Annotated in this window: 25 protein-coding genes and 1 tRNA gene; 16 read left to right on the forward strand and 10 right to left on the reverse strand. The window is 31.5% G+C overall.

Going from position 1 to position 26947, the window contains the following annotated elements:
• The first annotated feature begins 91 nt into the window (after window positions 1–91).
• Window positions 92–1318, forward strand: a complete 1227-nt coding sequence (locus ABD939_RS13150) for an aminotransferase class I/II-fold pyridoxal phosphate-dependent enzyme (RefSeq protein WP_345169523.1) — start codon at window positions 92–94, stop codon at window positions 1316–1318.
• 2 nt (window positions 1319–1320) lie between these two features.
• Here the strand turns inward: ABD939_RS13150 and ABD939_RS13155 are convergent, their stop codons facing one another.
• Together ABD939_RS13155 and ABD939_RS13160 are read right to left on the reverse strand one after the other, a co-directional pair.
• Complete coding sequence (locus tag ABD939_RS13155) at window positions 1321–2340, reverse strand: metal-dependent hydrolase (protein ID WP_345169527.1); 1020 nt, start codon at window positions 2338–2340, stop codon at window positions 1321–1323.
• A 45-nt stretch (window positions 2341–2385) separates the two neighbouring features.
• Window positions 2386–3156 (reverse strand): hypothetical protein, encoded by a 771-nt coding sequence (locus ABD939_RS13160; RefSeq protein WP_345169530.1) that lies wholly within the window; start codon window positions 3154–3156, stop codon window positions 2386–2388.
• A 155-nt stretch (window positions 3157–3311) separates the two neighbouring features.
• Here ABD939_RS13160 and nhaC point away from each other — a divergent pair, with 155 nt between their 5' ends.
• The 5 genes from nhaC to ABD939_RS13185 all read left to right on the forward strand — a co-directional run bounded on the left by nhaC (window position 3312) and on the right by ABD939_RS13185 (window position 7011).
• Entirely contained in the window at window positions 3312–4781 is a 1470-nt protein-coding gene (gene nhaC / locus ABD939_RS13165) for a Na+/H+ antiporter NhaC (RefSeq protein ID WP_345169532.1), read from the forward strand.
• Window positions 4782–4982: 201 nt separating this feature from the next.
• Window positions 4983–5627 (forward strand): peroxiredoxin, encoded by a 645-nt coding sequence (locus tag ABD939_RS13170; protein WP_345169535.1) that lies wholly within the window; start codon window positions 4983–4985, stop codon window positions 5625–5627.
• A 77-nt stretch (window positions 5628–5704) separates the two neighbouring features.
• Window positions 5705–6019, forward strand: coding sequence for a thioredoxin family protein (locus ABD939_RS13175; RefSeq protein WP_345169538.1), 315 nt, complete (start codon window positions 5705–5707; stop codon window positions 6017–6019).
• Window positions 6000–6257, forward strand: a complete 258-nt coding sequence (locus tag ABD939_RS13180; RefSeq protein WP_345169541.1) for a DUF6952 family protein — start codon at window positions 6000–6002, stop codon at window positions 6255–6257. Before ABD939_RS13175 ends, ABD939_RS13180 begins: the two co-directional genes overlap by 20 nt.
• Before the next feature lie 154 nt (window positions 6258–6411).
• Window positions 6412–7011, forward strand: coding sequence for a hypothetical protein (locus tag ABD939_RS13185; RefSeq protein ID WP_345169544.1), 600 nt, complete (start codon window positions 6412–6414; stop codon window positions 7009–7011).
• A 148-nt stretch (window positions 7012–7159) separates the two neighbouring features.
• Here the strand turns inward: ABD939_RS13185 and ABD939_RS13190 are convergent, their stop codons facing one another.
• The gene (locus tag ABD939_RS13190) at window positions 7160–7636 is read right to left on the reverse strand and encodes an ankyrin repeat domain-containing protein (protein ID WP_345169547.1); all 477 of its coding nucleotides are present in this window, start codon (window positions 7634–7636) and stop codon (window positions 7160–7162) included.
• 74 nt (window positions 7637–7710) lie between these two features.
• The gene (gene katG / locus ABD939_RS13195) at window positions 7711–9915 is read right to left on the reverse strand and encodes a catalase/peroxidase HPI (protein WP_345169550.1); all 2205 of its coding nucleotides are present in this window, start codon (window positions 9913–9915) and stop codon (window positions 7711–7713) included.
• A 269-nt stretch (window positions 9916–10184) separates the two neighbouring features.
• Between katG and tpx the strand changes: the two genes are divergently transcribed.
• The 6 genes from tpx to ribB all read left to right on the forward strand — a co-directional run bounded on the left by tpx (window position 10185) and on the right by ribB (window position 17305).
• Window positions 10185–10691, forward strand: coding sequence for a thiol peroxidase (gene tpx, locus ABD939_RS13200; protein ID WP_345169554.1), 507 nt, complete (start codon window positions 10185–10187; stop codon window positions 10689–10691).
• Window positions 10692–10695: 4 nt separating this feature from the next.
• The gene (locus tag ABD939_RS13205; RefSeq protein ID WP_345169557.1) at window positions 10696–11064 is read left to right on the forward strand and encodes a diacylglycerol kinase family protein; all 369 of its coding nucleotides are present in this window, start codon (window positions 10696–10698) and stop codon (window positions 11062–11064) included.
• 63 nt (window positions 11065–11127) lie between these two features.
• Window positions 11128–13509, forward strand: coding sequence for an FtsK/SpoIIIE family DNA translocase (locus tag ABD939_RS13210; protein ID WP_345169561.1), 2382 nt, complete (start codon window positions 11128–11130; stop codon window positions 13507–13509).
• Between the two features lie 6 nt (window positions 13510–13515).
• Complete coding sequence (lolA1, locus tag ABD939_RS13215; protein ID WP_345169566.1) at window positions 13516–14151, forward strand: outer membrane lipoprotein periplasmic chaperone LolA1; 636 nt, start codon at window positions 13516–13518, stop codon at window positions 14149–14151.
• Window positions 14152–14230: 79 nt separating this feature from the next.
• Window positions 14231–16129, forward strand: coding sequence for an LptF/LptG family permease (locus ABD939_RS13220; protein ID WP_425550292.1), 1899 nt, complete (start codon window positions 14231–14233; stop codon window positions 16127–16129).
• 30 nt (window positions 16130–16159) lie between these two features.
• Window positions 16160–17305 (forward strand): 3,4-dihydroxy-2-butanone-4-phosphate synthase, encoded by a 1146-nt coding sequence (gene ribB / locus ABD939_RS13225; protein WP_345169572.1) that lies wholly within the window; start codon window positions 16160–16162, stop codon window positions 17303–17305.
• Here the strand turns inward: ribB and ABD939_RS13230 are convergent.
• The 4 genes from ABD939_RS13230 to ABD939_RS13245 all read right to left on the reverse strand — a co-directional run bounded on the left by ABD939_RS13230 (window position 17302) and on the right by ABD939_RS13245 (window position 22025).
• Entirely contained in the window at window positions 17302–18789 is a 1488-nt protein-coding gene (locus ABD939_RS13230) for a family 16 glycosylhydrolase (protein ID WP_345169577.1), read from the reverse strand. The two genes, ribB and ABD939_RS13230, sit on opposite strands and share 4 nt — an antisense overlap.
• A 142-nt stretch (window positions 18790–18931) precedes the next feature.
• Complete coding sequence (locus ABD939_RS13235) at window positions 18932–20059, reverse strand: hypothetical protein (RefSeq protein WP_345169579.1); 1128 nt, start codon at window positions 20057–20059, stop codon at window positions 18932–18934.
• A 7-nt stretch (window positions 20060–20066) separates the two neighbouring features.
• On the reverse strand, window positions 20067–21269 hold the full coding sequence (locus ABD939_RS13240) for a DegT/DnrJ/EryC1/StrS family aminotransferase (protein ID WP_345169583.1): 1203 nt from the start codon (window positions 21267–21269) through the stop codon (window positions 20067–20069).
• Window positions 21270–21395: 126 nt separating this feature from the next.
• Window positions 21396–22025: an NAD(P)H-dependent oxidoreductase gene (locus tag ABD939_RS13245; RefSeq protein ID WP_345169586.1), complete on the reverse strand. Its 630-nt coding sequence runs from the start codon at window positions 22023–22025 to the stop codon at window positions 21396–21398.
• A gap of 188 nt (window positions 22026–22213) precedes the next feature.
• Here ABD939_RS13245 and ABD939_RS13250 point away from each other — a divergent pair.
• Window positions 22214–22298, forward strand: a tRNA-Ser gene (locus ABD939_RS13250).
• Between the two features lie 70 nt (window positions 22299–22368).
• Here ABD939_RS13250 and ABD939_RS13255 read toward each other — a convergent pair.
• Window positions 22369–22752, reverse strand: coding sequence for a hypothetical protein (locus ABD939_RS13255; RefSeq protein ID WP_345169589.1), 384 nt, complete (start codon window positions 22750–22752; stop codon window positions 22369–22371).
• Between the two features lie 91 nt (window positions 22753–22843).
• On the opposite strand from ABD939_RS13255, the gene ABD939_RS13260 reads away from it, so the two are divergent.
• Window positions 22844–23131, forward strand: coding sequence for a hypothetical protein (locus ABD939_RS13260; protein WP_345169592.1), 288 nt, complete (start codon window positions 22844–22846; stop codon window positions 23129–23131).
• 152 nt (window positions 23132–23283) lie between these two features.
• Here the strand turns inward: ABD939_RS13260 and ABD939_RS13265 are convergent, their stop codons facing one another.
• The gene (locus ABD939_RS13265; RefSeq protein WP_345169595.1) at window positions 23284–24933 is read right to left on the reverse strand and encodes a sodium/sugar symporter; all 1650 of its coding nucleotides are present in this window, start codon (window positions 24931–24933) and stop codon (window positions 23284–23286) included.
• Between the two features lie 123 nt (window positions 24934–25056).
• Here ABD939_RS13265 and ABD939_RS13270 point away from each other — a divergent pair, with 123 nt between their 5' ends.
• Together ABD939_RS13270 and ABD939_RS13275 are read left to right on the forward strand one after the other, a co-directional pair.
• Window positions 25057–26049, forward strand: coding sequence for a GntR family transcriptional regulator (locus ABD939_RS13270; protein WP_345169598.1), 993 nt, complete (start codon window positions 25057–25059; stop codon window positions 26047–26049).
• 10 nt (window positions 26050–26059) lie between these two features.
• Complete coding sequence (locus ABD939_RS13275) at window positions 26060–26944, forward strand: aldose 1-epimerase (RefSeq protein WP_345169601.1); 885 nt, start codon at window positions 26060–26062, stop codon at window positions 26942–26944.
• Window positions 26945–26947: the final 3 nt, after the last annotated feature.

Genomic DNA, 26947 nt, shown 5'->3' on the forward strand with positions numbered 1-26947 from the left:
ACATATTATAGTTTTATTTTCTTAAAATACACTTTATAATTGCTTTTTAATCTAAAAACATTAAATTTTGTATTAAAATAAATCAAATAACATGGCTTTTAAACCCGCAAATAATATTCAAGACTTACAGTATTTTGGTGAGTTTGGAGGTGTTAACCCTTCTATTTCTGATTCGTCTACTTATACATTTCTTTCCGCAAAAACTATGTTTGATACTTTTGAAGGAAATGCAGATGGGTGTTACTTATATTCGCGCCATTCTACACCTTCAAACTTATATTTAGGAGAAGCTTTGGCAGCTATGGAAGGTACAGAAACTGCAAATGTTTCTGCTTCAGGTATGGGAGCAATTACACCTGTAATCATGCAACTTTGTAGCGCAGGAGACCATATTATTTCGAGTAGAACTATTTATGGTGGTACCTATGCTTTTCTTAAAAACTTTACTCCAAAATTTAACATTGAAACTAGTTTTGTAGATATTACCAAGTTGAATATTGTTGAAAATGCAATAAACAAAAACACCAAGATTATTTACTGCGAATCTGTAAGTAATCCCCTTTTAGAAGTAGCAGACATTAGAGGGTTGGCAGAATTAGCTAAAAAATACAATTTAAAATTGATAGTGGATAATACATTTTCGCCATTATCAATATCACCAGCTGTTCTAGGTGCAGATATTGTAATTCATAGTTTAACAAAATTTATAAATGGCTCTAGCGATACTGTTGGCGGTGTGGTTTGCGGTACTCAAAATTTTATAGATGAATTACGAAATGTAAATGATGGGGCATCAATGCTTATGGGCTCAACTATGGACAGTTTACGTGCTGCTTCCATATTAAAAAACTTAAGAACACTGCATATAAGAATGCAACAACACAGTAAAAATGGAATGTATTTAGCTAAGAAATTTGAAGCTGATGGATTAAAAACTGTTTATCCTGGGTTAAAATCCCACCCTTCTCATAAATTGTTTAAAAGTATGATGAATGAAGCTTATGGCTTTGGTGGCATGTTAACTATTGATGTAGGTTCTCTAGAAAAAGCTAACGAACTAATGGAACTCATGCAAAATAGAAATTTAGGATACTTAGCTGTTAGCCTTGGATTTTATAAAACACTGTTTAGCGCTCCAGGCAGCTCTACATCTTCAGAAATTCCTGAAAACGAACAAAAAGAAATAGGGTTAAGTAATGGTTTAATTCGGTTTTCAATTGGTTTAGATGCAGATATTGAGAGAACTTATAAAATGATGCGAAAATGTATGGAAGAATTAAATATTATTAACAGTAAAAAAGAAATAGATTTAGTCTAGCTTTATATTCCTTTCATTCGCGCAAAAAGAAGTTTAATAGCCTTATTAAAGTCTCCTGTATTGGGTTCAAACGGAATCATATTCAATCGGTTTTTATCTCTAAATAATTCTAAATGAAATATAGGCGCTTTAGAATTATCATTCAAAACAGGGTATCGTAAATCAAAATAACTAAATGTGCTTTTATCAGTTTTAGTTACACTATAGTAATCATTACTAAACCACGCCAAACGTTTTAAATCCTTTTGCATTTTTAATTCTTCAACTCTGGTTTTGGGAAGTTTTTCAAAATTCAAGAAATAAGATTCTGAATCTAGCAAAGAATAAAAAGCAACATAATAATTTGTTTCGCCCTCGGCTATTCCATACCATAAAATATTATTTAAAATGGATGGCTGCGTGCTAAATCTCGTAAAGACAATATTAGATTTTTTTAATGATTTTTTAAAAATATAATCAACATATAATTTATTACATAACGTTAGCAACATATAAATTGAACTAATAGCTATACCAATTTTTAAATACAATCTTCGTTTTAAAGACTTTCGTTTAAAAAACATTAAAACTATTAAACACAACAAAAAAGGGATAGTGTAAAATGGATCTGCAACTGCAATATTATTTAGTGCAACCCGGTAATTAGAAAAAGGTGCAAAAAGTTGTGTGCCATAAGGTGTAAAACAATCAAGAATAGGATGTGTGAAAAGAGACCAAAAGAATAAACTAATCCAATCTTTTTGAGTTGTAGAATCTCTTCGCTTTCCTGAATTATACAGTTTATAAACTATCAAACCCAACAAAAAAGATGCTAAAACGGAAAACAAAATAGAATGCATAAACCCACGATGGAATAACATGGCGTCAATTTCGTTTCCATAAAGCCAACCCCCAACTAGAACGTCTAAATCTGGAATAGTGCCACCAATAGCTCCAAATAGTAAGGCTTTGTTTCCAATTTTTTTTCCTAGCACAGCTTCTCCACAAGCAGCACCTAAAACAATTTGAGTAAGTGAATCCATCTAAGCCAGCGAAGTTACTAACTTTTTTAGACATTAATATGAATTTTAAGGGATGCGTCTAAGCCATACGGCAACACGTGCACCGTTAATGTTACCCGTTTCAGTGATAGACCTAAAGCCTAAAGTAGTTCCTGCTGGAATAGCCACAGGTGTTGCTAATACTTCAGTGTAAGACATATTATCGTTGGCTCCAGAAGCTGTAAATCTGAAAAACTCTGTAAATGCACCATTACCAGATATATCCACAACAGCCATAAGCATAGTATTAGAACCATTGGATGTATTATCTGCATGAAAACTTACTGCATAGGCCTCCCAATCTTCAGGAAGAGGAATTCCAATAAAACCCGTATCGCCATTTGCAAAACTCCATTCCATTTGATTATTAGCTAAATCTGCTGCTTCTTCTGCCCAAATAACAACTTTTTCGTAAGTAATAAGGCTTGTGCTTATTTGCTCCCAACTGGTTCCGTCGCTTTGAATACTTATTGTTGTTTGGCTATTAAGTGTTGTAGATGCATTTCCGTTTAAATCATTAAATGAGGTTATAGTAGGCGTATTTGTAGTTGGGTTCTTAATTATATAAACTCTTCCAGCACAAGTATTTGCTGCAGGCAAGGTAATATTATGATTTCCAGAAAGTACTACTGTATGATTTGTGTCATCTAATGTAAGATTACCAGATGTAGTAGTGATATTTAAAGATAGCGACCCATTAACATCTAAGGTCGAGTCTGGCATGGTTGTACCAACGCCTACTTGAGCATATAGGTTAAAACACGTAATAAAAACAAACAGTGAGAGAAATCTTTTCATTTTACACTCAAATCTATGACATTAGATAATACTTTCAAAATAATATGCGAAACGTTTTCAATTAATTACTAGTTAAGACACAAATAATGAAATAAGTCACATGATTTTGATAGAAATTAATAAAATCGTAACATTACGTATCAAAAAAAACCTAGATGAAAGACGACCAAAATATCTCTGAATTTAAAGCCAATGACCAAAATATTATAGAAAATAAAGAGCTTAACTTTTTAGAAGCTTTAATACCAGTTGTTTTACTTATGGCATTATTGTTCTATAATATCATATTTGCTGATGGTGAACTATTAGGAGAATATTCCAATCAACTTATTTTACTTGTTGGTGGTACCATTGCTGCTATTGTTGGCTTTTTTAATAAAGTTTCAATTGAGAGAATGCTAACAGAAATATGGGAAAATTTAAAAAGTGTTTTTATCCCAATTATGATATTATTTTTGGTAGGTGCATTGGCGGGTACGTGGTTAGTAAGTGGTGTTATTCCTGCTATGGTATATTATGGATTACAAGTTTTAAGTCCTGAGATATTTTTACCTGCATCCGTTATAATATCAGCAGTTATTTCAATTGCCACAGGAAGCTCATGGACAACCTCTGCAACTGTTGGTATAGCACTTGTTGGCATAGGTACAGCTTTAGGAATTAACCCAGGGATGATTGCAGGTGCTGTTATTTCTGGCGCTTATTTTGGAGATAAAATGTCGCCACTAAGTGACACTACCAACCTCGCCCCTGCTATGGCTGGAACAGATTTATTTACGCACATACGCTACATGAGTTTCACAACCGTACCAACCATAATTGTTACACTGATTGTTTTTGGAGTTTTAAGCGCAACAATAACTACAACGGGAAGTACAGACGTTAGTAATTTGTTATTAACTATTGATGCTACGTTTAATATTTCACCTTGGCTGTTTTTAGTTCCGTTGGCAGTTATAGGATTAATCCTTTTAAAAACTAAGCCTTTAATAGCTTTAAGCGCAGGAGTTTTACTAGCTGGAGTTTTTGCTTTTATTTTCCAATCAGATATTTTGAATGGTTTGGGAGATTCCAATATTTCTGCAATAGTAACTTCTATTTTTACAGAAACACAAATAACTACAGAAAATGAAAAACTAAACGATCTCTTTTCTGCCAGCGGTATGAAAGGCATGCTTTCGACAATTTATTTAATAGTTTGTGCTATGGTATTTGGTGGCATTATGGATGGTATAGGAGCGCTTTCTAGAATAACAAATGCACTATTATCAGTAGCAAAATCTGTTTTTGGGTTATTTGCAAGCACAGTAATTAGTTGCTTGGGTTTAAACACCATAGCTTCTGACCAATATTTAGCCATAGTAATTCCAGGTAAAATGTTTAAAAAAGCATTTGAAGATAAAGGTTTGGCGCCCGAAAATTTAAGTAGAACTTTAGAAGATTCTGGAACCGTTACTTCTGTATTAATACCTTGGAACACTTGTGGTGCATATCAATCTGGAGTTTTAGGTGTTGGTGTTGGCGAATATTTTTTATATGCCATTTTTAACTGGTTAAGCCCATTTACCACCTTACTTTTTGCAGCTTTTTCAATAAAAATAAGGCAATTATCTAGTTCTAAATAATCTTTAAACCTCCTTAATTACATATGTGAATTTGATAATATTCACATGCCCTTTTTACATATTTCACAAAAAACTCATCGCTTTTTTTTCGCCATATAGAAGTCCTATCATTACATAAGATTTTATAATCAAGTTTTATTTTAATAGCTTTTTAAGGGTATTAATTTAGCCTAATAATTAATAAAATAAAATTTTAAAAATATGTCATTAGTAGGAAAAAAATTCCCAAACTTAAATGTAGATGCCATGAACGACATGGGAGATACTTTTAAAGTAAATGTTCTTGAAGAAGCAGTAAATAACAAGAAAAAAGTAGTCTTATTCTGGTATCCAAAAGATTTCACTTTTGTATGCCCTACAGAATTACATGCATTTCAAGCAGCTTTAGGTGAATTTGAAAAAAGAAACACCATTGTAATTGGTGCGTCTTGTGATACGCCTGAGGTTCATTTTGCATGGTTAAGTACTGCAAAAGATAATGGCGGTATTGAAGGTGTTACATACCCACTTTTAGCAGATAGTAACAGAAACTTATCCAGCATTTTAGGTATTTTAGATATCACTAACGAAACCTATGATGAAGAAACTGGAACTGTTCAAGTTGAAGGCGATAACGTTACTTACAGAGCAACTTACATAATTGATGAAGATGGTGTTGTACAACACGAAAGCATAAACAACATGCCTTTGGGTAGAAATGTTCAAGAATATTTACGTGTAGTCGATGCATTAACGCACGTACAAGAAAAAGGAGAAGTTTGTCCTGCAAACTGGGAAGAAGGTAAAACTGCCATGAGTGCCAATGCAAAAGCTACAGCTGAGTACTTAGCAGCTCATGCTAACTAGAAATAGAAAATCTAAATAGCAAGTTCCAAATTCCATATTATTTTCTTGGAATTTGGAATTTGAAAATTTTAAAAATTATGGTAAAAGAATTAAATGAAGATAATTTACAAAGCTTAATTGCAGAGAACGATACTGTTGTTGTGCAATATTCTGCAACCTGGTGTGGTAACTGCCGCATTATGAAACCGAAAGTAAAGAAACTAGCTTCAGAATTAGAAGACGTTACTTTTGTTATTGCAGATGCAGAAAAATTTCCAGAAAGTAGAAAGCTAGCTACGGTTGATAATTTACCAACCTTTGCAACTTTTAAAAACGGTGCGTTTATAAATCAAGTACAAACTAATAAGTTTGATGTTTTAAAAGATTTAGTGAATGAAGTTACCAGTAATTAAACATTTAACCAGTTTTATTGAAGAAAACGATGAAGACTTCTTAGTTGAAACTATTGAAACTTTAGAAGCTTTAACAGAAGTACCTTCATTAAAAGATGAAGAATTAGACGTTATTGGAGAATTAATATCGAATATGTACGGTGCTATTGAAGTTAATAAAATGACTAAAGATGGTACACCAAAAAAAGAAGCTTTAAATAGTTTTATGGGACGCGTAATGGGGTCGATTGACACATAACATAAAAAGAAAAATTAGTATTAAAAACCACTTCAATTGAAGTGGTTTTTCGTTTTTATTGAAATTTGACTTTGTGAAAAAATTCAGCTAACTTCGTTTAACATCAGATAAAGTTCATTGAAACGGAACTTTATCAAAGCATTACCAAAAATTAATGAAAAATCGCATTTACTTTATTGTTTTACTATTTGTAAATTCATTTACGTTCGGGCAGAATATACCTGAAAATTTCACATTCGTAGGTAACGTTCTTGCAGATACGACGGATTTTGATAATGATATATTTAAAGATGTATTACCGCCAATTCTAAATTCGAAAAATACTATTGAGATTAGGTTTCTTATTGCACCTGATATGAAAGTTGATACACTAATTACTCTTTACTATGATGGAAAATGGAATGCTAAAAAATACAATCTGGATACCAATAAGGAATTAACTGTGAAAATTAATGATCAAAAGCAAAAGCTTGCTGAAATTTTTCAGCAGTTAGTTGATAATAATATTTTTAATCTGCCAGAAAGTAGCTCTATAAATATTGCGCCAACACATATTAATCTTGAAACTGGAGAAATTACGCAAGAGTTAATGGGAGTGCTTCATGCTATAACTTACATTGTTCAATTTAAGGTTGGTAACCAGTACAGATTATATGGCTTTAGTAGTCCTGAACCCTATTTAGAAACACATCCTGAAATACAAGAATTTAAGAATTATACAAATATTATGAAAGTATTTCAGACTATCGAATAAAAACTTTTGGTAACACCGTGTATAATTAATTGCTTTGGCAAGTGCTTATTTAGAAAATTCCTTCGGAATTTTCTCGGGTTCGTATTTGTTTACTAATTTAGTTGCTTAACCACGCAACTAACCATACACAAAACCGTTAAACGAACCTCTAAGAAATATTTAGCAACTTTAAAATTTCTTCAAACCCTTTTTCTTTTGCGTAATCAAAAGCTGTTTTATTATCATTATCCTTAATTGATTTATCAGCATCATGTTTTAATAATAATTTTACCATGTTAACTTGATTATACATGGTTGCAAAAATAAGAGGTGTTACCCCATTATTATTTTTAGCATTAATATTAGCACCTTGCTCTATTAAATAACCTGCTAAATCTACATTACCCTTAAAAGCAACTCCTATTAAAGCCGTATTACCTGAAGCATCTACCCCATCAATAGGCGCCTTGTTATCTACTAATAGCTTTACGGCATCAGTACTATCAAAATACGATGCAAAAATTAAGGGTGTAAACCCTCTTGAATCTTTAATATTTACTAAATCTGGGTTTCGATTTAATTTGGCTTCAATGGTTTCTGTATTTCCAGATTTTATAATATTGAAAAATAAATTACTTTCATTCATAATGTATCGTTTAAAAAATAAAAAATTGGGATAAGTAAACTATTACTCATCCCAATTATAAATATGCTTAAGTTCTATTTTAAATCAAAACGATCTAAATTCATAACCTTGTTCCAAGCTGCAACAAAATCTTTTACAAATTTCTCTTGACCATCATTAGCACCATAAACTTCGCAAACGGCTCTTAATTCGGTATTCGAACCAAAAATTAAATCGGCACGGGTACCTTTGAATTTAACTGATCCAGTTCTTCTATCACGTCCTTCAAAAACAGTGTCATCATCAGATGTTGCACTCCATGTGTATGTGAAATCTAAAATATTTGTAAAGAAATCATTTGTTAAACTTCCAACATTATCTGTAAAAACACCATAATCAGATCCATCATAATTTGTTCCTAAAACACGTAATCCTCCAACAAGAACTGTCATTTCAGGAATAGAAAGTGTTAATAAATTAGCTCTATCAACCAATAAATCTTCATCAGCTACCTTCAATTTCGAATTCATATAGTTTCTAAATCCATCAGCTAATGGTTCTAAGTAACCGAAAGATTCTAAATCGGTTTGTTCTTGGCTAGCATCTCCTCTACCTTGCGTGAAAGGCACAGATACGTTATGACCTGCATTTTTAGCTGCTTCTTCAACACCAGCAGTTCCAGCCAGAACTATTAAATCTGCCATAGATATAGTTCCGCTAAACTCGTTTTGAATTCCTTCCAAAACATTAAGAACTTTATTTAATTCTTCTGGATTGTTTACCTCCCAACTACGCTGCGGTTCTAAACGTATACGAGCGCCATTGGCACCACCACGCATATCTGACCCTCTAAATGTGGAAGCCGAAGCCCAAGCTGTTTTTACTAATTCTGAAACACTTAAACCAGAAGCTAAAATCATTTTCTTTAAAGATTCAATATCTGAATCACCTAATGTGTAATCTACTTTTGGAATTGGGTCTTGCCAAAGTAATTCTTCACTAGGAACTTCTGGCCCTAAATAACGATCTATCGGTCCCATGTCACGATGCGTTAATTTGTACCATGCTCTTGAGAAAGCGTCTTCAAAAGCTTTATGGTCTTTATGAAAACGTTTAGATATTTCTAGAAATCCAGGATCTTTTTTAAGCGCCATATCTGCTGTAGACATCATTAGAGCTTGTGTTCCGTTTCCTCCAGCAGCTGGTGCTTGTTTGGCATCAGCATTTTTTGGTGTCCATTGATGTGCTCCTGCAGGACTTTTAGTTAATTCCCAATCGTAATTTAAAAGAACATCAAAATATTCATCATTCCATGTCGTCGGACTTGGTGTCCATGCACCTTCTAATCCACTTGTAATAGTATCATCTAACACTCCCGAATTAAAAGTGTTTTTCCAACCTGTACTCATTTCTTCAATAGAAGCACCATGTGGTTCGACACCAACATATTTACTTGGATCTGCAGCTCCATGGGCTTTTCCAAATGTATGACCTCCAGCAACTAAGGCTACAGTTTCTTCATCATTCATTGCCATACGACCAAAAGTAATTCTAATATCATGTGCCGATTTTAAAGGGTCTGGTTCGCCATTAGGCCCTTCTGGATTTACATAAATTAATCCCATATGTACAGCTCCCAAATGGCCTTCTAAATCACCATCACTAGTATCATAACGCTCATCATTATCTAGCCATCCTGTTTCGCTTCCCCAGTAAATATCTTGTTCTGGTTCCCACACATCTTCACGACCTCCAGCAAAACCAAACGTTGGGAATCCCATAGATTCTAAAGCACAGTTTCCTGCAAGAATCATTAAATCTGCCCAAGAAATTTTGTTTCCATATTTCTTTTTTACAGGCCAAAGTAATAATCTGGCTTTATCCAAATTTCCATTATCTGGCCAACTATTTAAGGGCGCAAAACGATGTGTTCCAGAACCTGCTCCTCCTCTACCATCACCAACACGGTAAGTTCCTGCGCTATGCCAAGCCATACGAATCATGAATCCTCCATAATGTCCGTAATCTGCTGGCCACCAATCTTGAGAATCGGTCATTAAATTGATAACATCTTGTTTTAAAGCAGCAAAATCAATACTATTAAAAGCTTCGGCATAATTAAATGCTTCTCCCATGGGATTAGATTTTGATGCATTTTGCCTAAGAATGTTTAATTTTAATTCATTAGGCCACCAATCTCTATTACTAGTTCCACGACCTGCAGTTTTCTTCTGATCGCCGCTTAAAAAAGGGCATTGACTTGGGTCACCGTTAATGTTATAATTTCCGTTGTTGTCCATTGTTGAAATTTTAATGTTTAGTGTGTTATTATTTAGAATTATTATGATGCTTAAAATTAAGAATTATTTGTCTTCAAAAAACATGAGCTGTATTTTTAAAAATGATATTCTAATTGATAAAATTTATTACAACAAAATATTTAATAGTTTTTATGTATACCAAGGCTTATGCTGAAAACAGATAAATTTCAGTAACAAAAAATCAACAATAATTAAGTTTAACCTATTAAATATTCATATTTTAGACATCCAAAATAAAAAACAAAAAAATGGCAAATATTACTTTGGGCGGAACCCCAGTAAAAACTTCAGGAGAATTACCAGAAATAGGATCACAACTTCAAGATTTTGAATTGGTTGCAATAGATTTATCTACTAAAACACTTGCAGATTTTAAAGGCTCAAAATTAGTTTTAAATATTTTTCCAAGTGTTAATACTGGCGTTTGTGCTGCATCTGTGAGACAATTTAACACAGAAGCTAATGAATTAGAAAACACAAAAGTATTATGTATTTCTAGAGATATACCTTTTGCACAAGATCAATTTTGTGCTGCAGAAGGATTAGAAAATGTAGTTATGCTTTCAGATTTTAAAACTGGTACTTTTGGAAAAACTAATGGTTTATTAATGGCTAGTGGAGCTTTTGAAGGATTACTTTCTAGAAGTGTTATAGTTGTTGATGCTGATGGTAAAATACTTTATACAGAACAAGTACCTGAAACTGGAGAGGAACCAAATTACAAAGCTGCACTTGAAGCACTACTGGTAGAATAATAAAATGTCTAAAAAAGAATCCTTTTTTGTTAATAGAATAAAAAGCGTTGGTTTTGCTTTTAAAGGAGCTTTCTTACTTCTTAAAACAGAAGCTAGTATAAAAATTCAGTTTGTCATTGCTATAGTAGTAACGGCAGCTGGATTTTATTATAACATATCATCTCAAGAATGGATTGTTCAAATTTTAGCTATTGGATTAGTTATGAGTATAGAGGGTATGAATACAGCTATTGAAGAAATAGCAAACTTTATTCACCCGGAGCGTCATAACAAAATAGGGCTTATAAAAGATATTGCTGCAGGAGCTGTTTTTATAGCTTCAATTTTTGCTGTAATAATTGGTTTTATAATTTATTTACCAAAGGCTTTTTAAATACTATTACCACCAGATAAACGTTAGTAATTTGTATTTTTGTTTAAATATAAGAGCGCATTAATGGCTAAACGCAAAACCAAACCAAAAAAAGCACCACGAAAAAAAATTAAAAGCCCCAGTTTTAAACTATCTAGCCAACAAAAATTGGTTTTTGGTAGTTTTTTAGTAATCTGTGGTATATTATTTTTTATTGCTTTTGTTTCATTTTTTTTCACTGGTGAAGCTGACCAGAGTACTATTGTAGATTTTACATCCAGAGAAATAAAATCTGATAATTGGCTTAGTAAATCTGGTGCGTGGGTCAGCAATTTTTTTATCCAACGTGGTTTTGGTATTGCATCCTTTATTTTTTCTGGTCTCGTTTTTCTTTCTGGAGTTTATGTTTTAATGAACTTGAACAAATCTAAACTCCGTAAACATTGGTTTTGGGGTATTTTAATTGTTATATGGATATCCATTTTATTAGGTTTCTTCGGACAACAAAATGATATATTAGGAGGCACTATAGGTTTTGAGATTAACACATTCCTTCAAGAATATATTGGAAAAATTGGAATTATTTTACTGTTATTATTTGGTTTAATAACTTATCTAGCCATTCGTTTTAAACTTACTTTTGAAAACATAACCAATCTATTCAAATCAGCTAAAAGGAATATTAAAGAGGAATTTTCGGAACTAGATAATGATGTTATTGTGCCTTTAGACAATAATTTATCTGAAGAAGCTGAGGCAATAAAATCTGCTTTTGAAATTCCTTTGGATAACAATGAGCCAGAAGTTATTAAAAAAGAAAAAATAAGCAAACCTTCTGCAGCCCTAGAAGTAAATGTTTTAGAAAATGAGCCTGAAGAAGACATTGAAATAAAAATTGAAGATATTAAGGAAGAACTATCAGAAACCGATAATCTTGCCAATAAATTAGTTGAAGATTTCGGTCAGTTTGACCCAACATTGGAGCTTGGTAATTATCAATTTCCACCACTTGATTTACTTAAAAAATACGATACTGAAGGCATCAAAATAAACCAAGAAGAGCTTGAAGAAAACAAAAATAGAATTGTTGAAACTTTAAGTAATTATAAAATTGGTATTGCAAGTATTAAAGCTACAATTGGGCCAACAGTTACTTTATATGAAATTGTTCCTGAAGCAGGTGTTAGAATATCTAAAATTAAAAATTTAGAAGATGATATTGCTCTTTCGCTTTCTGCACTAGGCATTCGTATTATTGCTCCTATTCCAGGAAAAGGTACTATTGGTATTGAAGTACCTAATAAAAATTCAACCATAGTTTCGATGCGCTCGGTAATAGCATCGAAAAAATTTCAGGGTTCAGAAATGCAACTCCCTATTGCTTTAGGAAAAACTATTAGTAATGAAACACTAGTTGTTGACTTAGCAAAAATGCCTCACTTGCTTATGGCTGGTGCAACTGGTCAAGGTAAATCGGTTGGGCTAAATGCTGTACTAACATCACTATTATACAAAAAGCATCCAGCAGAAGTTAAGTTTATTTTAGTTGACCCTAAAAAAGTAGAACTCACCCTTTTTAATAAAATTGAACGCCATTATTTAGCTAAACTTCCTGATAGCGAAGATGCAATTATTACAGACAATACAAAGGTTATCAATACATTAAACTCACTTTGTATTGAAATGGATAACAGGTATGATTTATTAAAAAATGCACTTTGTAGAAATATAGCTGAGTATAACAAAAAGTTTAAATCCAGAAAACTGAATCCAAATGACGGACATCAGTTTCTTCCATATATCGTTTTAGTTGTGGATGAGTTTGCAGATTTAATTATGACTGCAGGTAAAGAAGTTGAAACACCTATTGCCCGATTAGCACAATTAGCCAGAGCCATTGGTATTCATTTAATTATTGCAACGCAAAGACCTTCCGTTAATGTTATAACAGGAATTATTAAAGCTAATTTCCCTGCCCGTATTGCTTTTAGGGTAACTTCAAAAATAGATTCTCGTACCATTCTAGACGGTTCTGGAGCAGACCAACTCATTGGTAGAGGTGATATGCTCTACACACAAGGAAACGATTTAATTCGTGTACAATGTGCGTTTGTAGACACACCTGAAGTTGAAAAAATTACAGATTATGTTGGAGCTCAAAAGGCCTACCCTGAAGCCTATCAATTACCAGAATATGTAGGTGAAGAAAGTGGCACAAGTCTTGATATAGACATATCAGATAGAGATAAACTATTTAAAGATGCAGCTATTGTTATAGTTACTGCTCAGCAAGGTTCAGCCTCGTTATTACAACGTAAGTTAAAATTAGGTTACAATAGAGCTGGCAGATTAATTGACCAATTAGAAGCTGCTGGTATAGTAGGACCTTTTGAAGGTAGTAAAGCAAGACAGGTTTTAGTGCCCGATTTAATAGCTCTAGACCAACTTTTAGAAAACGAAAAATAATTTAAAATGAAAAAAACAATATTCATATTATTCATTGCATTATCATTTAATGCCTTTTCTCAAAACAAAGCAAAAGACTTATTAAATGAAGTTTCTGAAAAAGTAAAAAATTATGATAATATTTCAATTGATTTTAAATATGTTTTAGAAAACACTTCTGAAAATATTAAACAAGAAACCAAGGGAGATGTTATTCTGCAAGGTGATAAATACAAATTAAATATTCTAGGTATTACCAGATTATTTGATGGAAAAACCATGTATAGCATTAGTCCCGAAGATGAAGAAGTAACAATTTCTTCAGAAAACGATAATGAGGAGGATGCTATCACGCCAAGTAAAATGTTATCTTTTTATGAAGATGGATACACATACAATATGGATATTCAACAGAATATTGCCGGCAGAAAAATTCAGTATGTTAAATTAACACCAATAGATTCTAATTCAGAATTAGGAGAAATTCTTTTGGGTATTGATGCCAACACAAAACATATTTACAATTTAATTCAAATTGGAAAAAACAATACCAAAACTACGTTAACTGTTAATTCTTTTAAAACAAACGAGCCTTTATCAAAAACCTTATTTACCTTTGATGCCAATAAATACAAAGATTTTTACATCAATAAATTAGACTAAGGCTTAACGTGTGAAAATATTAGACCGTTACATACTAACTACATACCTTAAAACTTTTTTCAGCGTGTTTATTATACTCATGCTGATTTTTATTTTACAAACCGTTTGGCTGTACATTAAAGAATTAGCGGGTAAAGATTTGGACCCTATTATTATTGCCAAATTTTTAGCATACTTTATGCCTAAACTAATTCCGTTAGTTCTACCACTTACAATACTACTCTCCTCCATTATGGTATTTGGTAGTTTTGCTGAAAACTATGAGTTTGCAGCCATGAAATCTACCGGTATTTCTCTACAAAGAGCCATGACAGGTTTAAGTCTTTTTATTGTATTACTAGGTGTAACAACTTTTTTCTTTTCTAATAACGTTATTCCGTGGGCGGAATACAACTCGCTTAATCTTAGAATAAATATTAAAAACACAAAACCATCCGCTGCTATTGCAGAAGGACAATTTAACCCAATTGGTAATAATTTTAATATCAAAGTTTCTGAAAAAAGTGGTGACAATGATAGATTATTAAAAGACGTTGTTATACATATTAAAACTCCAAATGGTAAAAACACTAAAACTATTGTAGCTAATAATGGAGAGCTAAAAAACAAGAAAGACTCTGATATTCTGCAACTTATATTATTTGACGGAAACTATTACGAAGATATTATACCAAAAAGTTTAAAAAGCAGAAATAAAAAACCTTTTGCAAAAAGTACTTTTGAAAAATATATAATGAATATAGATTTATCTGATTTTAATAATGTTGATTTTGATGAAAAATCGCAAACAGATAAGTATAGTATGCTTGATGTTGTTGGCTTAGATAAAATGATGGATTCATTAATTGATAAGCAACAGAAAGATCAAAAAAGTGTAGCGAGAAATTTATTTCAACGCTCGAGTTTTGCAAAATATGGCAAAAAAACAGATTTAGAAACAGAAAATGACTCTGTTTTTAAAGGCAACATATTAGATATTCTAGATACTAAAAAGAAGTCTAAATTGATTGATGATGCATTAAGAGCAATTACTAGTTCTAAGCAAGTTTTAACCCAAAGAATAGCTGCATACAAAATAACAAAAACAACCTTTAACAAACATATTATTTCATTTCATGAAAAGTTTGCCTTGGCTATTGCCTGTATCATTTTGTTTTTTGTTGGCGCACCATTAGGCGCTTTAATTCGCAAAGGAGGTATTGGGTTACCTATGGTAATTGCTATTTTGCTGTTTCTATCTTATCACTTTATAGGTATTTTTGCTACAAATAGTGCTAAAAATGGTGAATTTAATCCTGTATTAGCAAGTTGGTTTTCAACTCTAGTAATGCTTCCTCTAGGAATTTATTTAACTAAACGTGCAACTGCCGATAGAGGTTTATTTGAAGTTGGTAATATTATAGAACCTCTAAAAAAAGCATTAAATATTAAGTTAGCAGATAATGTTGATTATAAGTTTTTAGCATCCTACAAAAAAGATGAGTTAGTTGATGTTATTAAAAATTACGACACCTTGGGACATGATGAGGCTGTTCGTTTTGAATCTATAAAAACATTAAAGCAAAGAGGCATTTCAATAGAGGAATTATCTAAAACAGAATTAGAAATAAACGAAGACTATATTACTTCAGAAAAAATTATTTCAAACTACAAAAAACAATCTAAACTTGCTCTAATATTATATTTAATAGGCTTGTTTTTATTGATATTATTTTTTGTGTTTAAAAACAACAAATTACCTTCATTAGCATCAATATCTATAAAAGTTAGCATTGTATCATTCTCAATTTATATCTTTTATTACATTAAATCTATAATGAGTTCTTTCAAATTTTACGAGCATATAAATAAGAAAGAAAAGCAGAAAAGCATAATATATATAATTTTAGGATTCCCTTTATACATGTTTGTTTATCCATTCTTTAGCATCAAAATAAAAGAAGACTTAAAACAAAATTGTTTAGATTCTTTAAAATAGCAATATCTTTGCAAAATGATGATAGAAACCATGACAAAAACTGCAACATCGCAATTTAAATTGAATACAATACACGATGCTATTGAAGATATAAGAAATGGCAAGGTAATTATTGTAGTTGATGATGAAAATCGCGAAAATGAAGGTGATTTTTTAGCTGCTGCCGATAAAGTAACACCAGAAATGATAAACTTTATGGCAACTCATGGCAGAGGTCTTATTTGTGCTCCACTTACAGAAAACCGTTGTAAAGAGCTTGAACTAAATATGATGGTTCGCAATAACACAGACCCAATGGAGACTGCTTTTACAGTTTCAGTAGATTTAAGGGGAAATGGTGTTACTACTGGTATTTCTGCAAGCGACAGAGCTAAAACAGTAAAAGCTCTTATAGACTCATCTACAAAACCTTTTGAATTAGCTAGACCAGGACATATATTTCCTTTAGTAGCCAAAGAAGGTGGTGTTTTACGTAGAACAGGACACACAGAAGCTGCTATAGATTTTGCGCGACTAGCTGGTTTAGAACCTGCAGGAGTTATTGTTGAAATAATGAATGAAGATGGTTCTATGGCACGCTTACCGGAATTAATTGAAGTAGCAAAAAAACTAGATTTGAAAATTGTTTCAATTGAAGATTTAGTCGCTTACAGAATGCAACATGACTCATTGATTGAGAAAAAAGAAGACTTTCAAATTGAAACACGTTTTGGGAGTTTTAGACTAAGAGCATACAAACAAACCACCAATAATCAAGTACATATTGCATTAACTAAAGGCACTTGGAAAGACGAAGAAGAAGTTCTTACCAGAATAAACTCTACCCTTATTAATAATGATATTTTAGGAACACTTACCAACAATGTAGATAAGCAACTTGATGATATGTTTAAGGTTATTAATGATGAAGGGAAAGGTGCTATTATATTTATAAACCAAGAAGCACAATCTATGAATATATTAAGTAGACTATCGTTTCTTAAAGAGAATCAAAAAGAAAATAATATAACCAAAGCACCTAGAATTAATATGGATACTAGAGACTTTGGAATTGGTGCACAAATACTTCACGATTTAAACATCCACAAACTCAAATTAATTTCTAATACCGAACAAACCAAACGCGTTGGTTTAATTGGTTATGGTCTAGAAATTGTAGATTATGTTAAGTATTAATTTATAACTACCTTTTTAACAGTTTTTGTACCCTCCGAATAGATTTTTATAAGATATAATCCGGAATTTAGGTTTTCAACATTAATAGATTCAAATTGCTCTGATTGCAATAAAATAAGCTTTCCAAAAATATCATAAAGCTCAACCGAATCAATATTTCTTTTTGACTTTATGTTAATCAGATTATCTGTTGGGTTTGGGTAAATCTTAAACTCATCACTTTTAATTTCTTCATTGCTTAAGGCAGAGTCTTGAAAAACACGAACATAATCTATCTGCATAGCACTTTGAGTAAATCCAGGATCAATTGTACCAGCAACACCACCCATTGCGACATTTAGAAGGATATATTGGTCCTTATCGAAAGGCCATGTACTAGCATCTTTAATAGGCGGATTATAAATATAAAATATTTTATTATCCACTAAAAATGTCATCTGGTTTGGAGACCATATAACTGAATATATATGAAAATTATTAGATACATCACTTATTTCTTGAGAAACGTAATTTTTAGTAGCGCCAAAACACTCAAAACAAGGTGTATGTAGTGCACTAGATGTATTGTTTACTGCTCCTAAACCGTGTTCCATAATATCTATCTCACCACAAGCTGGCCAACCTGTTGTACCAAAACTAGAATCCCAAAAACCACCATCTTCGTTAATATTTTTACCTAAAGTCCAAATTGCAGGCCAAGTACCGTTACCACTAGGTAATTTTGCTCTTACATCTACTCTACCATAAGTAAAGGCAAACTTCGAATTTAGTCTCGCTGAAGTATAATCTCTAGATGCTCCACCCTGATTTGGATCAGAAAATGTTTCTTTTATTGCTACAATATTTAAGTTCCCACTTTCTTCAAAAGAGTTTTCAATCCGATTTGTATAATGTTGTTCTTCACCATTAAACCAACAACATGGATCTCCGTTCATATCATTTACTGGTAGAAGTGTTTGGTGAAACCAATTTGTAGAGTTAATGGCTGATTTTCCAGGAGAATTAAACTCATCAGACCATACCAATTCATCATATACCATATCAATCGTATATGGACCACAGCTATTATACACATCTAATTTATCATCGTCACTTCCAGAAGCTTCAAAAAATCGATTTGCAAAAGTCAACTTATCTGTTAACAATTCTCCTGAATCAATTTTTCCTGAACATCCATCAGCTCGCGCAATAGGGATTAAGTCTTCAGTTATTGGATTACTTACATTATCTGCACCAACAATCACCCATTTATATTCCATATCAGATTGCGATTCACCACCTCCTGCAAATAAAGTTACCGTCCAAGTATTATCGCCATTATTTGTGGCTACAGGTCCTCCAGTGGGATTCCATGACCAGAAATTGCCCGTCATTCTAACGCTTTGAGTACCTGCAGGAGCTTCAACAGTAAACGTTGCGGGTTCTTGAGCGAAAGTTATAGATGTGATTGTAAAGAATAAAAGAAATGTGTAATGTAATTTCATAGTAACTGTTTTTGCAAAAGGGAATTATTAATCTTTAGTATTGGATTAATAATCTCGATTACAATTATAGTTATTCTGAATATTTGAAAAAAAAAGATTGCCACAACAAAAACCATACAATGACAATAAAAACAAAAAGTTTTCAACTTTTAAGTGCCATCCTTAATTCTGCAACTTCTTCTTTATTAAAAAGTGTTTCTAGAATATCTTTCATCACAGAAATATCATCTCTACTTTTTTTGTAAACTTCATAAAGTTCTCGATGATTACGTAATAAAACCTTTATTTTATTTTCCTTTAGAATATGGAACTGACCAGTATATAAGTCAAGAAGTACGTGAGATTTTCTATTAGAGGCTAAAATACCTAGAACGCCAAACGCCATTGACATACCAATTGCATCATCCTGATTAACAAAAGCATCATTAAATAATAAAAACCTATCTACTGTCTCTGTTTTTACAAAATGTTTCTCACCTGAAAAACTACTTGCATTTAAAAAAATATATTCCCCATCATGATAGGCATAATATAAAGCACGTTTATGATCTATATCACTAAGATATAATTTATCTAAACGGTTTTCTTTATTCTTGAACTTTATACTATTATCTAAAAAAGGAGTGTTATTGTATAATTCATTAAACGTTTTAAAAAAACCTTCCTTAATATCTTCATCAAAAATTGCTGGTTTTGCTTTGGTTTTTATAGAAATGAGCCTTGGGTTAATGTTTTCTTTTTCAAACTTAAAATGAAATTGAAACTGCTGCATGCAATCTGATAAAATGCTTCTTATTCTATCATCATGTTTACCTGTAACATCTGCACTATTTTTTTCTCTGTAAGCAGAATAACTTCCTAATAAAAAATAATCATCATCTATTTTTTGAAGAACGTCAAGGTTTATTGTTGCTTTACCTGTTTCTTTGAATGCTCCCGTATTTTCAGAAATTAAAAGTTGATTTATTCTTATAGTAACTGATTGTTTTTCAGATTTTTGAGGAAATACACTATTTAAATAATTTAATATTTCTTCTTCAAACGGCTTGCTAAAAACTGAAAGTACTTTTTTATTAAATATGCCTTTTTGTGCTATTCCAATATTGTCTTTATAAATTCTGTTGTCTAAAACCTCTGAAACATAGAAATCTACTGCTTTAACTGGAGCATCTTTATTAGGTAACAATTTTATAACATGAGGTTTTCTATTCTGACTAAAACTAAAAACTGATAGCAAACAAAAACTAATAAATAATACCTTTTTAAACATATTGAAGTTATTTATTTAAAACTACTGATTTTATAATATCTGCCATTTTATTTGCCCTATCATGCACCTCTTCTTCAGTCCAAGAAAGCTTTATTAAGCATGATATATTTCTGGATATGTAATGGTCGGATTTAGAAAAATCTTTAGTTTTCAAGTACTCTAAACCTTTTATCAGTTCAGCTGAAATTGGATAGAGTGATTTTAAATCTTTAAGATGATGCCATTCTCTTATGTAGTGCCAACTATTATTGTAATAATTCCAAAATGCATCAATTCCATTTTCTTGAAAAGCTTTTGTGACTTTGTTTACTATTTCTAAATCTGGCAGAAAGAAATTAAAAAAGGCTCCACTTTCTTCGCCACCCTTTGGTATAGTTCTGAAAGTAACCTCTGGAATTTCCTGTAAAGCAGCTTGAAGAATATTTAAGTTTCGTTTTTGAATTTCTAAAAATTTTGGCAAACGCCTTACTTGTGCTAAGCCTACTGCTGCGTGAAGCTCTGATATTCTAAAATTATAACCTAAAAACGGGTGTGTTTCAGCTCCTCTATCGTTTCCAACATGATCGTGTCCATGGTCGCTGTAATGGTCTGCATTTATATAATATTCTTTATTATTTGTAATTACTGCACCTCCTTCTCCACAGGTTATGGTTTTTACAAAATCGAATGAAAAACATCCTAAATCTCCTATACTTCCTAGAGGTTTCCCGTTATAAGTTCCACCAATGGCTTGACACGCATCCTCGATTAATAGTATATTATGCTTATTTGAAATAGTTTCTAAAGCATCCATATTCGCCATACTTCCACACATTTGCACCACCATAATGGCTTTTGTTTTTGGTGTAATGGCTTTTTCTACGGCTTCTGGACTTAGCCCTAATGTATCGTCAATATCAACTAAAATGGGAGTAGCTCCTAACATCATAATAGCTTCAAAACTCGCAACAAATGTAAAGGTTGGCATAATAACCTCATCTCCTGCTCCAACACCTGCTGCTGCTAAAGCTACAGATACTGCTGCTGTACCACTAGATACTAACTGAACGTGTTTAGATTGAAAAGTATTTTGCAATTCTAATTCTAGCTCTTTGGCTTTCCAATGGCCATTTCGCATACCGTCAAAACCGTAACGCATAAGTACACCATTGTTTAATACATCATTTACTTCTTTTCGTTCTAAATCTCCAAACAATTCAAATCCTGGCATATTTTATTTTTTAATATTGAATTAGATACTTTTAATTTTTAAGATTTCAGTTATATTAAAACTAATGTTATTTTTAATTACAGAATATTAAGGAGTACTAAACTCCTACCTAAACTCTCAAATAACTTATAATGTTATAACTGCTTCTTCTATAGGTTTTCTAACTTTTTTGAATTCTGAAAACATATCATCTTCTGCCCGATAACCAACTGGCAGAAGTAATACTGATTTTAATCCTTTCTCTTCTAATTTAAGAATTTCGTCGAACTTTGCTGGGACAAAACCTTCCATTGGGCAGGCATCTATACCTTCAATAGCACAAACTGTCATTAAATTTCCAAGTGATATATAAGCTTGATTGGTTGACCATTGTTGACGTTCTTGTACAGACTTAGTTGCCATCATTTTAATCAAATCTTCTCTGAATGGCTTTAAAATATCGTCTGGAGTTTTACGGGTCTCTTTTATATTATCGTAGTAACTATTTACATCAGCATCAACAACATTATCTTGGATACAAATAACTAATAAATGAGATGCATCTAAAACTTGTTTTTGGTTGTAAGAGGCTTTTACTAGCGGCTCTCTAATTTCTTTATCTTCAATAACAACAAGTTTAATTGTTTGCAGACCAAATGAAGTTGCAGTTAAATTAAAAGCTTGTGTTAAAATTTCTAATTTAGCTTTTGAAAGTGTTTTGTTAGCATCAAATTTTTTTGTTGCGTATCGCCATTCAAGCTGTTTTATTGTGTTCATTACCTCAGAATAAATTTATGCAAAAATAAGGTTTGAAATTTTCTTTTTAGGGTATTGATATATAAAATATGTGCATTGGTATATGCATAAAATTTATTGATAAAAAGTTAAGTTTTTATTTGAATAGAATGAAAAAGGACGTTATATTTGCACCCGCATTCAGGCAAATAGCTTGATGAGACTCAACTGGAGAAATGGCAGAGTGGTCGAATGCGGCAGTCTTGAAAACTGTTGAGGGTCACACCTCCGGGGGTTCGAATCCCTCTTTCTCCGCAACTCTTTAAAAAACCTCTTGATTTCCAAGAGGTTTTTTTATTTCAGGTTACTCATACAATATAACAATCTATTTTTCCATATACCCTTGCCATTTAATTAAAATATATTTTTTAACTCCATGTTCAATCTTACTCAAAAAACCGAATTCATAAACAAATAAGTAAACATCTCCTTTATTATTCTTCCAATAATGAGTGAAAAAATTTGGATTAAACCCCTCACTAATAAGCTGTTCAGATCTTATAGTTGCTTTACCGGCTTTGTTATAGTTTTTTAATAATCTACGATTAAGTTTTAACTGATTATCTACTCTATTATAAAATCTAGGAGATTCTGTTATCCCCTTTTGATAATGATAGGAACTTTTACAATAAGGGTCACAAAATTTTTTATCAGACCTCCCTTCCAAATCTTTACCACAGCACTTACAAGTGTTAACTATTCTTACCATAATTTAAAATTAAAAGTACATTATACGTTTAATATGCGTTTAATATACGATTTTATTATAATTAAGGTCTAGTTTTGATTAAATATTAATTATGAAAATCCCTCAAAGTATAAAATTAAAGCACCACACTATTGATAACAAAAGGTGCATTGTAATACATTTTCGTTCTTTAAGAGCAGTAAAAATATTATTGCAAGAACTAGAAGATTATTTTGAATGGGATGACGAACTTAAGGTATACTATATATTCAACGAATTAGATAATATTGATAAAGTCAATAAGCTTATTCGAACTACTACATGGATTAATGCTAAATTATATCATGTAGAAGTTGTTAATAACAAGAAAGCAGCAAAACAGAAACGTGGTGCTGCCTAAGCAACTTAAAACTGAGGGGTTTTAATTTTGAGGATTATTTTATAAATACAACTTTTTGTCACAGTACCCAAAATGTGATTCAAAAAGTTGTATTTTAATTTTCACTAATTTTATATTTAAACAGTTAAAGTTTTATTTTTAATAATGTATCATTACCAAAACAACGCATAAAGAGCAACTAAAACAATCATTACTGCAAAAGACCCGATATTGAATAACGGACTTGTTTTAAACAACGCTTTTGTAATTGTAATTCCTTTTTCATCATCAGCACCTTTATGTTGTATATAGCTAAACGCACCAATTACTCCCATAGTTAAAAGCAAAGTATATCCCATTTGATCCATAAAAGGAACATCTACAAAGAAAGATGAATTAGACCACCCTTTAGGGGCTACTTTAAAATACATAGCTATCGGAATAGAAGCTAAAGCACCAATAATTGCAGCTTTGTTTGTTGTTTTTTTCCAAAATAGCCCTAATAAGAAAACTGCTAAAATACCAGGACTAACAATACCTGTATACTCTTGTATAAACTGAAATGCTTGATCTAAGTTTCCTAATAAAGGAGCCACAATACACGCGATTACTAAAGCAATAAATGCAGAAATTCTTCCCATATTTACTGTTGCTTTATCTCCGGCGTCTTTATTAATATATTGCTTGTAAATATCCATAGTAAATATGGTAGATGTTGAATTTAACATAGATGCTAAGGACGATACAATTGCTGCTGCTAATGCTGCAAAGGCCACTCCTTTAAGACCTGTTGGCAAAAACTGTAACAACCATGGATAAGCTTTATCTGCTTTTTCTAACGATGGTAAATTATTTGAAGCCACATCGCCTAATCTTGCCATGATTTCTGGGTCATTTATCATAACGTAAGCAGCAATTCCAGGAATTACAACTATTAACGGAATAATCAATTTTAAAATAGCAGCAAACAAAATACCTTTTTGCGCTTCTTTAAGAGATTTAGCCGCTAAAGTTCTTTGTATAATATATTGATTAAAACCCCAATAATAAAGATTTGCAACCCACATACCGCCAACTAAAACCCCTATCCCAGGTAAGTTAGCATATTCTGGATTAGCTTTATCAAGTATCATTTCAAAACGTTCTGGTACAGTTTCGAAAACAGTGGTTAAGCCAGAGATAAAACCTTCACCTCCAGATACAGTATTTAATGCTAGATAAGTTGTAATTAAACCTCCTAAAACCAAGAAAATAACTTGAATAACATCTGTCCAAGCCACAGCCGATAGCCCACCATATAATGAATAAGCAGCAGCAAACATGGCTAAGCCTATAACACCATATATTAGTTTAATGCCCATTATAGTTTCCAAAGCTAAAGCACCCAAATAAAGTACTGTAGTTAAATTGACAAAAACATATAAAGCAATCCAAAAAACAGCCAAAATAGTTTTTAAGTTTGTTGAATAACGTTTTTCTACAAATTCTGGAATAGTATACAGTCCTTTTTCTATAAAAATTGGCAGAAAGTACTTCCCAACTATTATTAAAGTTATGGCAGCCATCCACTCGTAAGAAGCTATTGCTAAACCTGATGCAAATCCTGAACCAGACATACCTATAAATTGTTCAGCCGAAATGTTTGCCGCAATTAAAGATGCTCCAATAGCCCACCATGGCAAAGATTTACTAGCTAAAAAATAATCTTCGGCATTTTTTTGATGTCCTTTCTTGTCTCGAGACACCCATAAACCTACTCCTAAGATTAAAATTGCATAGGCTACAAAAATTATATAGTCCCACATTTCAAAACCTTCTGTCATAAAAAAATATTTAGTTTGGTTACCAATTAAAAAAATCAAATATATACAATAAAAAAAATATAGTTAAAAAAGTAAAAACCTACTAGTACCTACTGGTTGGTTTTTTTATATATTTGTATTATTATGATCAGTATAAACAAGAAAAAGGGCGTTCCTAAATATCAACAAATAGTTTTTTCAATTGAAAAAGCAATTATACGTGGTGTTTTAAAAAAAGGAGATCAAATACCATCTATAAATACTATTAAAGAAGAACATAACCTTTCTAGAGATACTGTTTTAGTGGCTTTTAACGAGCTTAAGAATAGAGGAATAATACAATCTATTGTGGGTAAAGGCTATTATGTTAAAAGTGAAAATATTAACATAAAGAAAAAAATATTCTTATTATTTGACGAGCTTAATTCGTTTAAAGAAGATTTATATAGCGCATTTATAAATAGATTAGATGAAAATATTCAAGTAGATATTTATTTCCATCATTTTAATTTTAATGTTTTTAAAAATATTCTAGAAAATAATATTGGCGACTACAACCAGTATATTATCATGCCTGCGAATTTAAAAAACACCTCTAGTATTTTAAAAAAAATACCTAATGATAAAGTCTATATTCTGGATCAAATGCCTGAGGATTTAATGTCTTATCCCGGGATATATCAAAATTTTAAAAAAGATATTTATAACAGCTTAAACAAAGCATTTAATGAAATATACAGGTATAAAAAATTACTACTTGTGTTTTCTGAAGACAAACAACCTCAAGGTATGCTTGAAGGCTTTCTTAAGTTTTGCAAAGACAAAAATTTATCCTGTGAAGTATTACATTCTTTAACTCATAAAATTCCCAAAAAAGGAGAATTATATGTTATTCCAGACGATAAAAACTTATTAAGAATCATAAAAAAAATGAAAACTAATAAACTTATTCTATCTGAAGACATAGGCATTATTTCATATAATGACACCCTACTAAAAGAAATAGTAGAAGGAGGAATAACCACAATTTCTACAAATTTTTCTGAAATGGGAAGTAGTCTTGCAGAAATGGTTTTAAATGAAAAAATTGAGCAAATAGAAAATCCTAATAACTTAATAATTAGAAACTCACTTTAAAAAAATTAAATTGTATACAATTAAACATCAAAAAGAAGGCAACTCCCTAATAATAGAACATACTGAAAAATCTATTTTTGGAAAAATCTATTTAGATGCTGGAGCTAGCTTACAAGAGCTAACACTTAATAATCATAAAATAATCCAAGATTTAAGCCCGCTTAGTTATTCTAATACTTATGCGTCTTCAATTTTATTTCCATTTGCAAATAGAATAAAAGATGGAAAGTATAAATTTAATAATGAAGTATTTCAACTTACAAAAAATCATAAACAAGAGGAAAATGCCATACATGGTTTTGTTTACAATAAAACTTTTGAAATAATCAAACAAGAGGTTAATGAAAAATATGCCAAGGTTTCATTAGAATATATTGAGAACAAACCTTCAATTGGTTTTCCATTTACTTATAAGTTAAGAGCCGATTACACTTTTTCTTTAAACTCTGTAAGTTTAGAAATAACTGCAATGAATACTAGTAAAAAAGCGTTTCCTTTTACACTAGGTTGGCATCCTTATTTTACAAGTAACAACCTCTTTAATAGCACTATAGAGTTTATAAGTGATGAAAAAATAGAACTTGGAGATCGCAATATTACAACAGGCATTGCTAATATAAAAGACAATAGTGCTTTAGAAATAAAAGACAAACAACTTGACGATTGCTGGATATTAAATGATGACAAAGTCATTTTTAAAACTCCAAAATACAATTTACAGTTTAGTGCCTCAGCAGATAATAATTTCCTGCAAATTTATACACCCCCAAAGAAAAACACTATTGCCATTGAGCCTACAACTGGTGTTTCTGACAGTTTTAATAATCAAATAGGCCTAAAAGTTTTAGAAGCAGAGGCATCATACAACGTCATTTGGACATTAAAAATAAGCTAATAA

Source organism: Algibacter aquimarinus (assembly GCF_039543265.1).
Taxonomy (GTDB): Bacteria; Bacteroidota; Bacteroidia; order Flavobacteriales; family Flavobacteriaceae; genus Algibacter_B; species Algibacter_B aquimarinus.

Bases quoted from the DNA above. Each gene is read 5' to 3' on its own strand.
- ABD939_RS13150 (WP_345169523.1), top strand. From the start codon at position 92: ATGGCTTTTAAACCCGCAAATAATATTCAAGACTTACAGTATTTTGGT.
- ABD939_RS13155 (WP_345169527.1), bottom strand. From the start codon at position 2,340: ATGGATTCACTTACTCAAATTGTTTTAGGTGCTGCTTGTGGAGAAGCT.
- ABD939_RS13160 (WP_345169530.1), bottom strand. From the start codon at position 3,156: ATGAAAAGATTTCTCTCACTGTTTGTTTTTATTACGTGTTTTAACCTA.
- nhaC (WP_345169532.1), top strand. From the start codon at position 3,312: ATGAAAGACGACCAAAATATCTCTGAATTTAAAGCCAATGACCAAAAT.
- ABD939_RS13170 (WP_345169535.1), top strand. From the start codon at position 4,983: ATGTCATTAGTAGGAAAAAAATTCCCAAACTTAAATGTAGATGCCATG.
- ABD939_RS13175 (WP_345169538.1), top strand. From the start codon at position 5,705: ATGGTAAAAGAATTAAATGAAGATAATTTACAAAGCTTAATTGCAGAG.
- ABD939_RS13180 (WP_345169541.1), top strand. From the start codon at position 6,000: ATGAAGTTACCAGTAATTAAACATTTAACCAGTTTTATTGAAGAAAAC.
- ABD939_RS13185 (WP_345169544.1), top strand. From the start codon at position 6,412: ATGAAAAATCGCATTTACTTTATTGTTTTACTATTTGTAAATTCATTT.
- ABD939_RS13190 (WP_345169547.1), bottom strand. From the start codon at position 7,636: ATGAATGAAAGTAATTTATTTTTCAATATTATAAAATCTGGAAATACA.
- katG (WP_345169550.1), bottom strand. From the start codon at position 9,915: ATGGACAACAACGGAAATTATAACATTAACGGTGACCCAAGTCAATGC.
- tpx (WP_345169554.1), top strand. From the start codon at position 10,185: ATGGCAAATATTACTTTGGGCGGAACCCCAGTAAAAACTTCAGGAGAA.
- ABD939_RS13205 (WP_345169557.1), top strand. From the start codon at position 10,696: ATGTCTAAAAAAGAATCCTTTTTTGTTAATAGAATAAAAAGCGTTGGT.
- ABD939_RS13210 (WP_345169561.1), top strand. From the start codon at position 11,128: ATGGCTAAACGCAAAACCAAACCAAAAAAAGCACCACGAAAAAAAATT.
- lolA1 (WP_345169566.1), top strand. From the start codon at position 13,516: ATGAAAAAAACAATATTCATATTATTCATTGCATTATCATTTAATGCC.
- ABD939_RS13220 (WP_425550292.1), top strand. From the start codon at position 14,231: ATGCTGATTTTTATTTTACAAACCGTTTGGCTGTACATTAAAGAATTA.
- ribB (WP_345169572.1), top strand. From the start codon at position 16,160: ATGACAAAAACTGCAACATCGCAATTTAAATTGAATACAATACACGAT.
- ABD939_RS13230 (WP_345169577.1), bottom strand. From the start codon at position 18,789: ATGAAATTACATTACACATTTCTTTTATTCTTTACAATCACATCTATA.
- ABD939_RS13235 (WP_345169579.1), bottom strand. From the start codon at position 20,059: ATGTTTAAAAAGGTATTATTTATTAGTTTTTGTTTGCTATCAGTTTTT.
- ABD939_RS13240 (WP_345169583.1), bottom strand. From the start codon at position 21,269: ATGCCAGGATTTGAATTGTTTGGAGATTTAGAACGAAAAGAAGTAAAT.
- ABD939_RS13245 (WP_345169586.1), bottom strand. From the start codon at position 22,025: ATGAACACAATAAAACAGCTTGAATGGCGATACGCAACAAAAAAATTT.
- ABD939_RS13255 (WP_345169589.1), bottom strand. From the start codon at position 22,752: ATGGTAAGAATAGTTAACACTTGTAAGTGCTGTGGTAAAGATTTGGAA.
- ABD939_RS13260 (WP_345169592.1), top strand. From the start codon at position 22,844: ATGAAAATCCCTCAAAGTATAAAATTAAAGCACCACACTATTGATAAC.
- ABD939_RS13265 (WP_345169595.1), bottom strand. From the start codon at position 24,933: ATGACAGAAGGTTTTGAAATGTGGGACTATATAATTTTTGTAGCCTAT.
- ABD939_RS13270 (WP_345169598.1), top strand. From the start codon at position 25,057: ATGATCAGTATAAACAAGAAAAAGGGCGTTCCTAAATATCAACAAATA.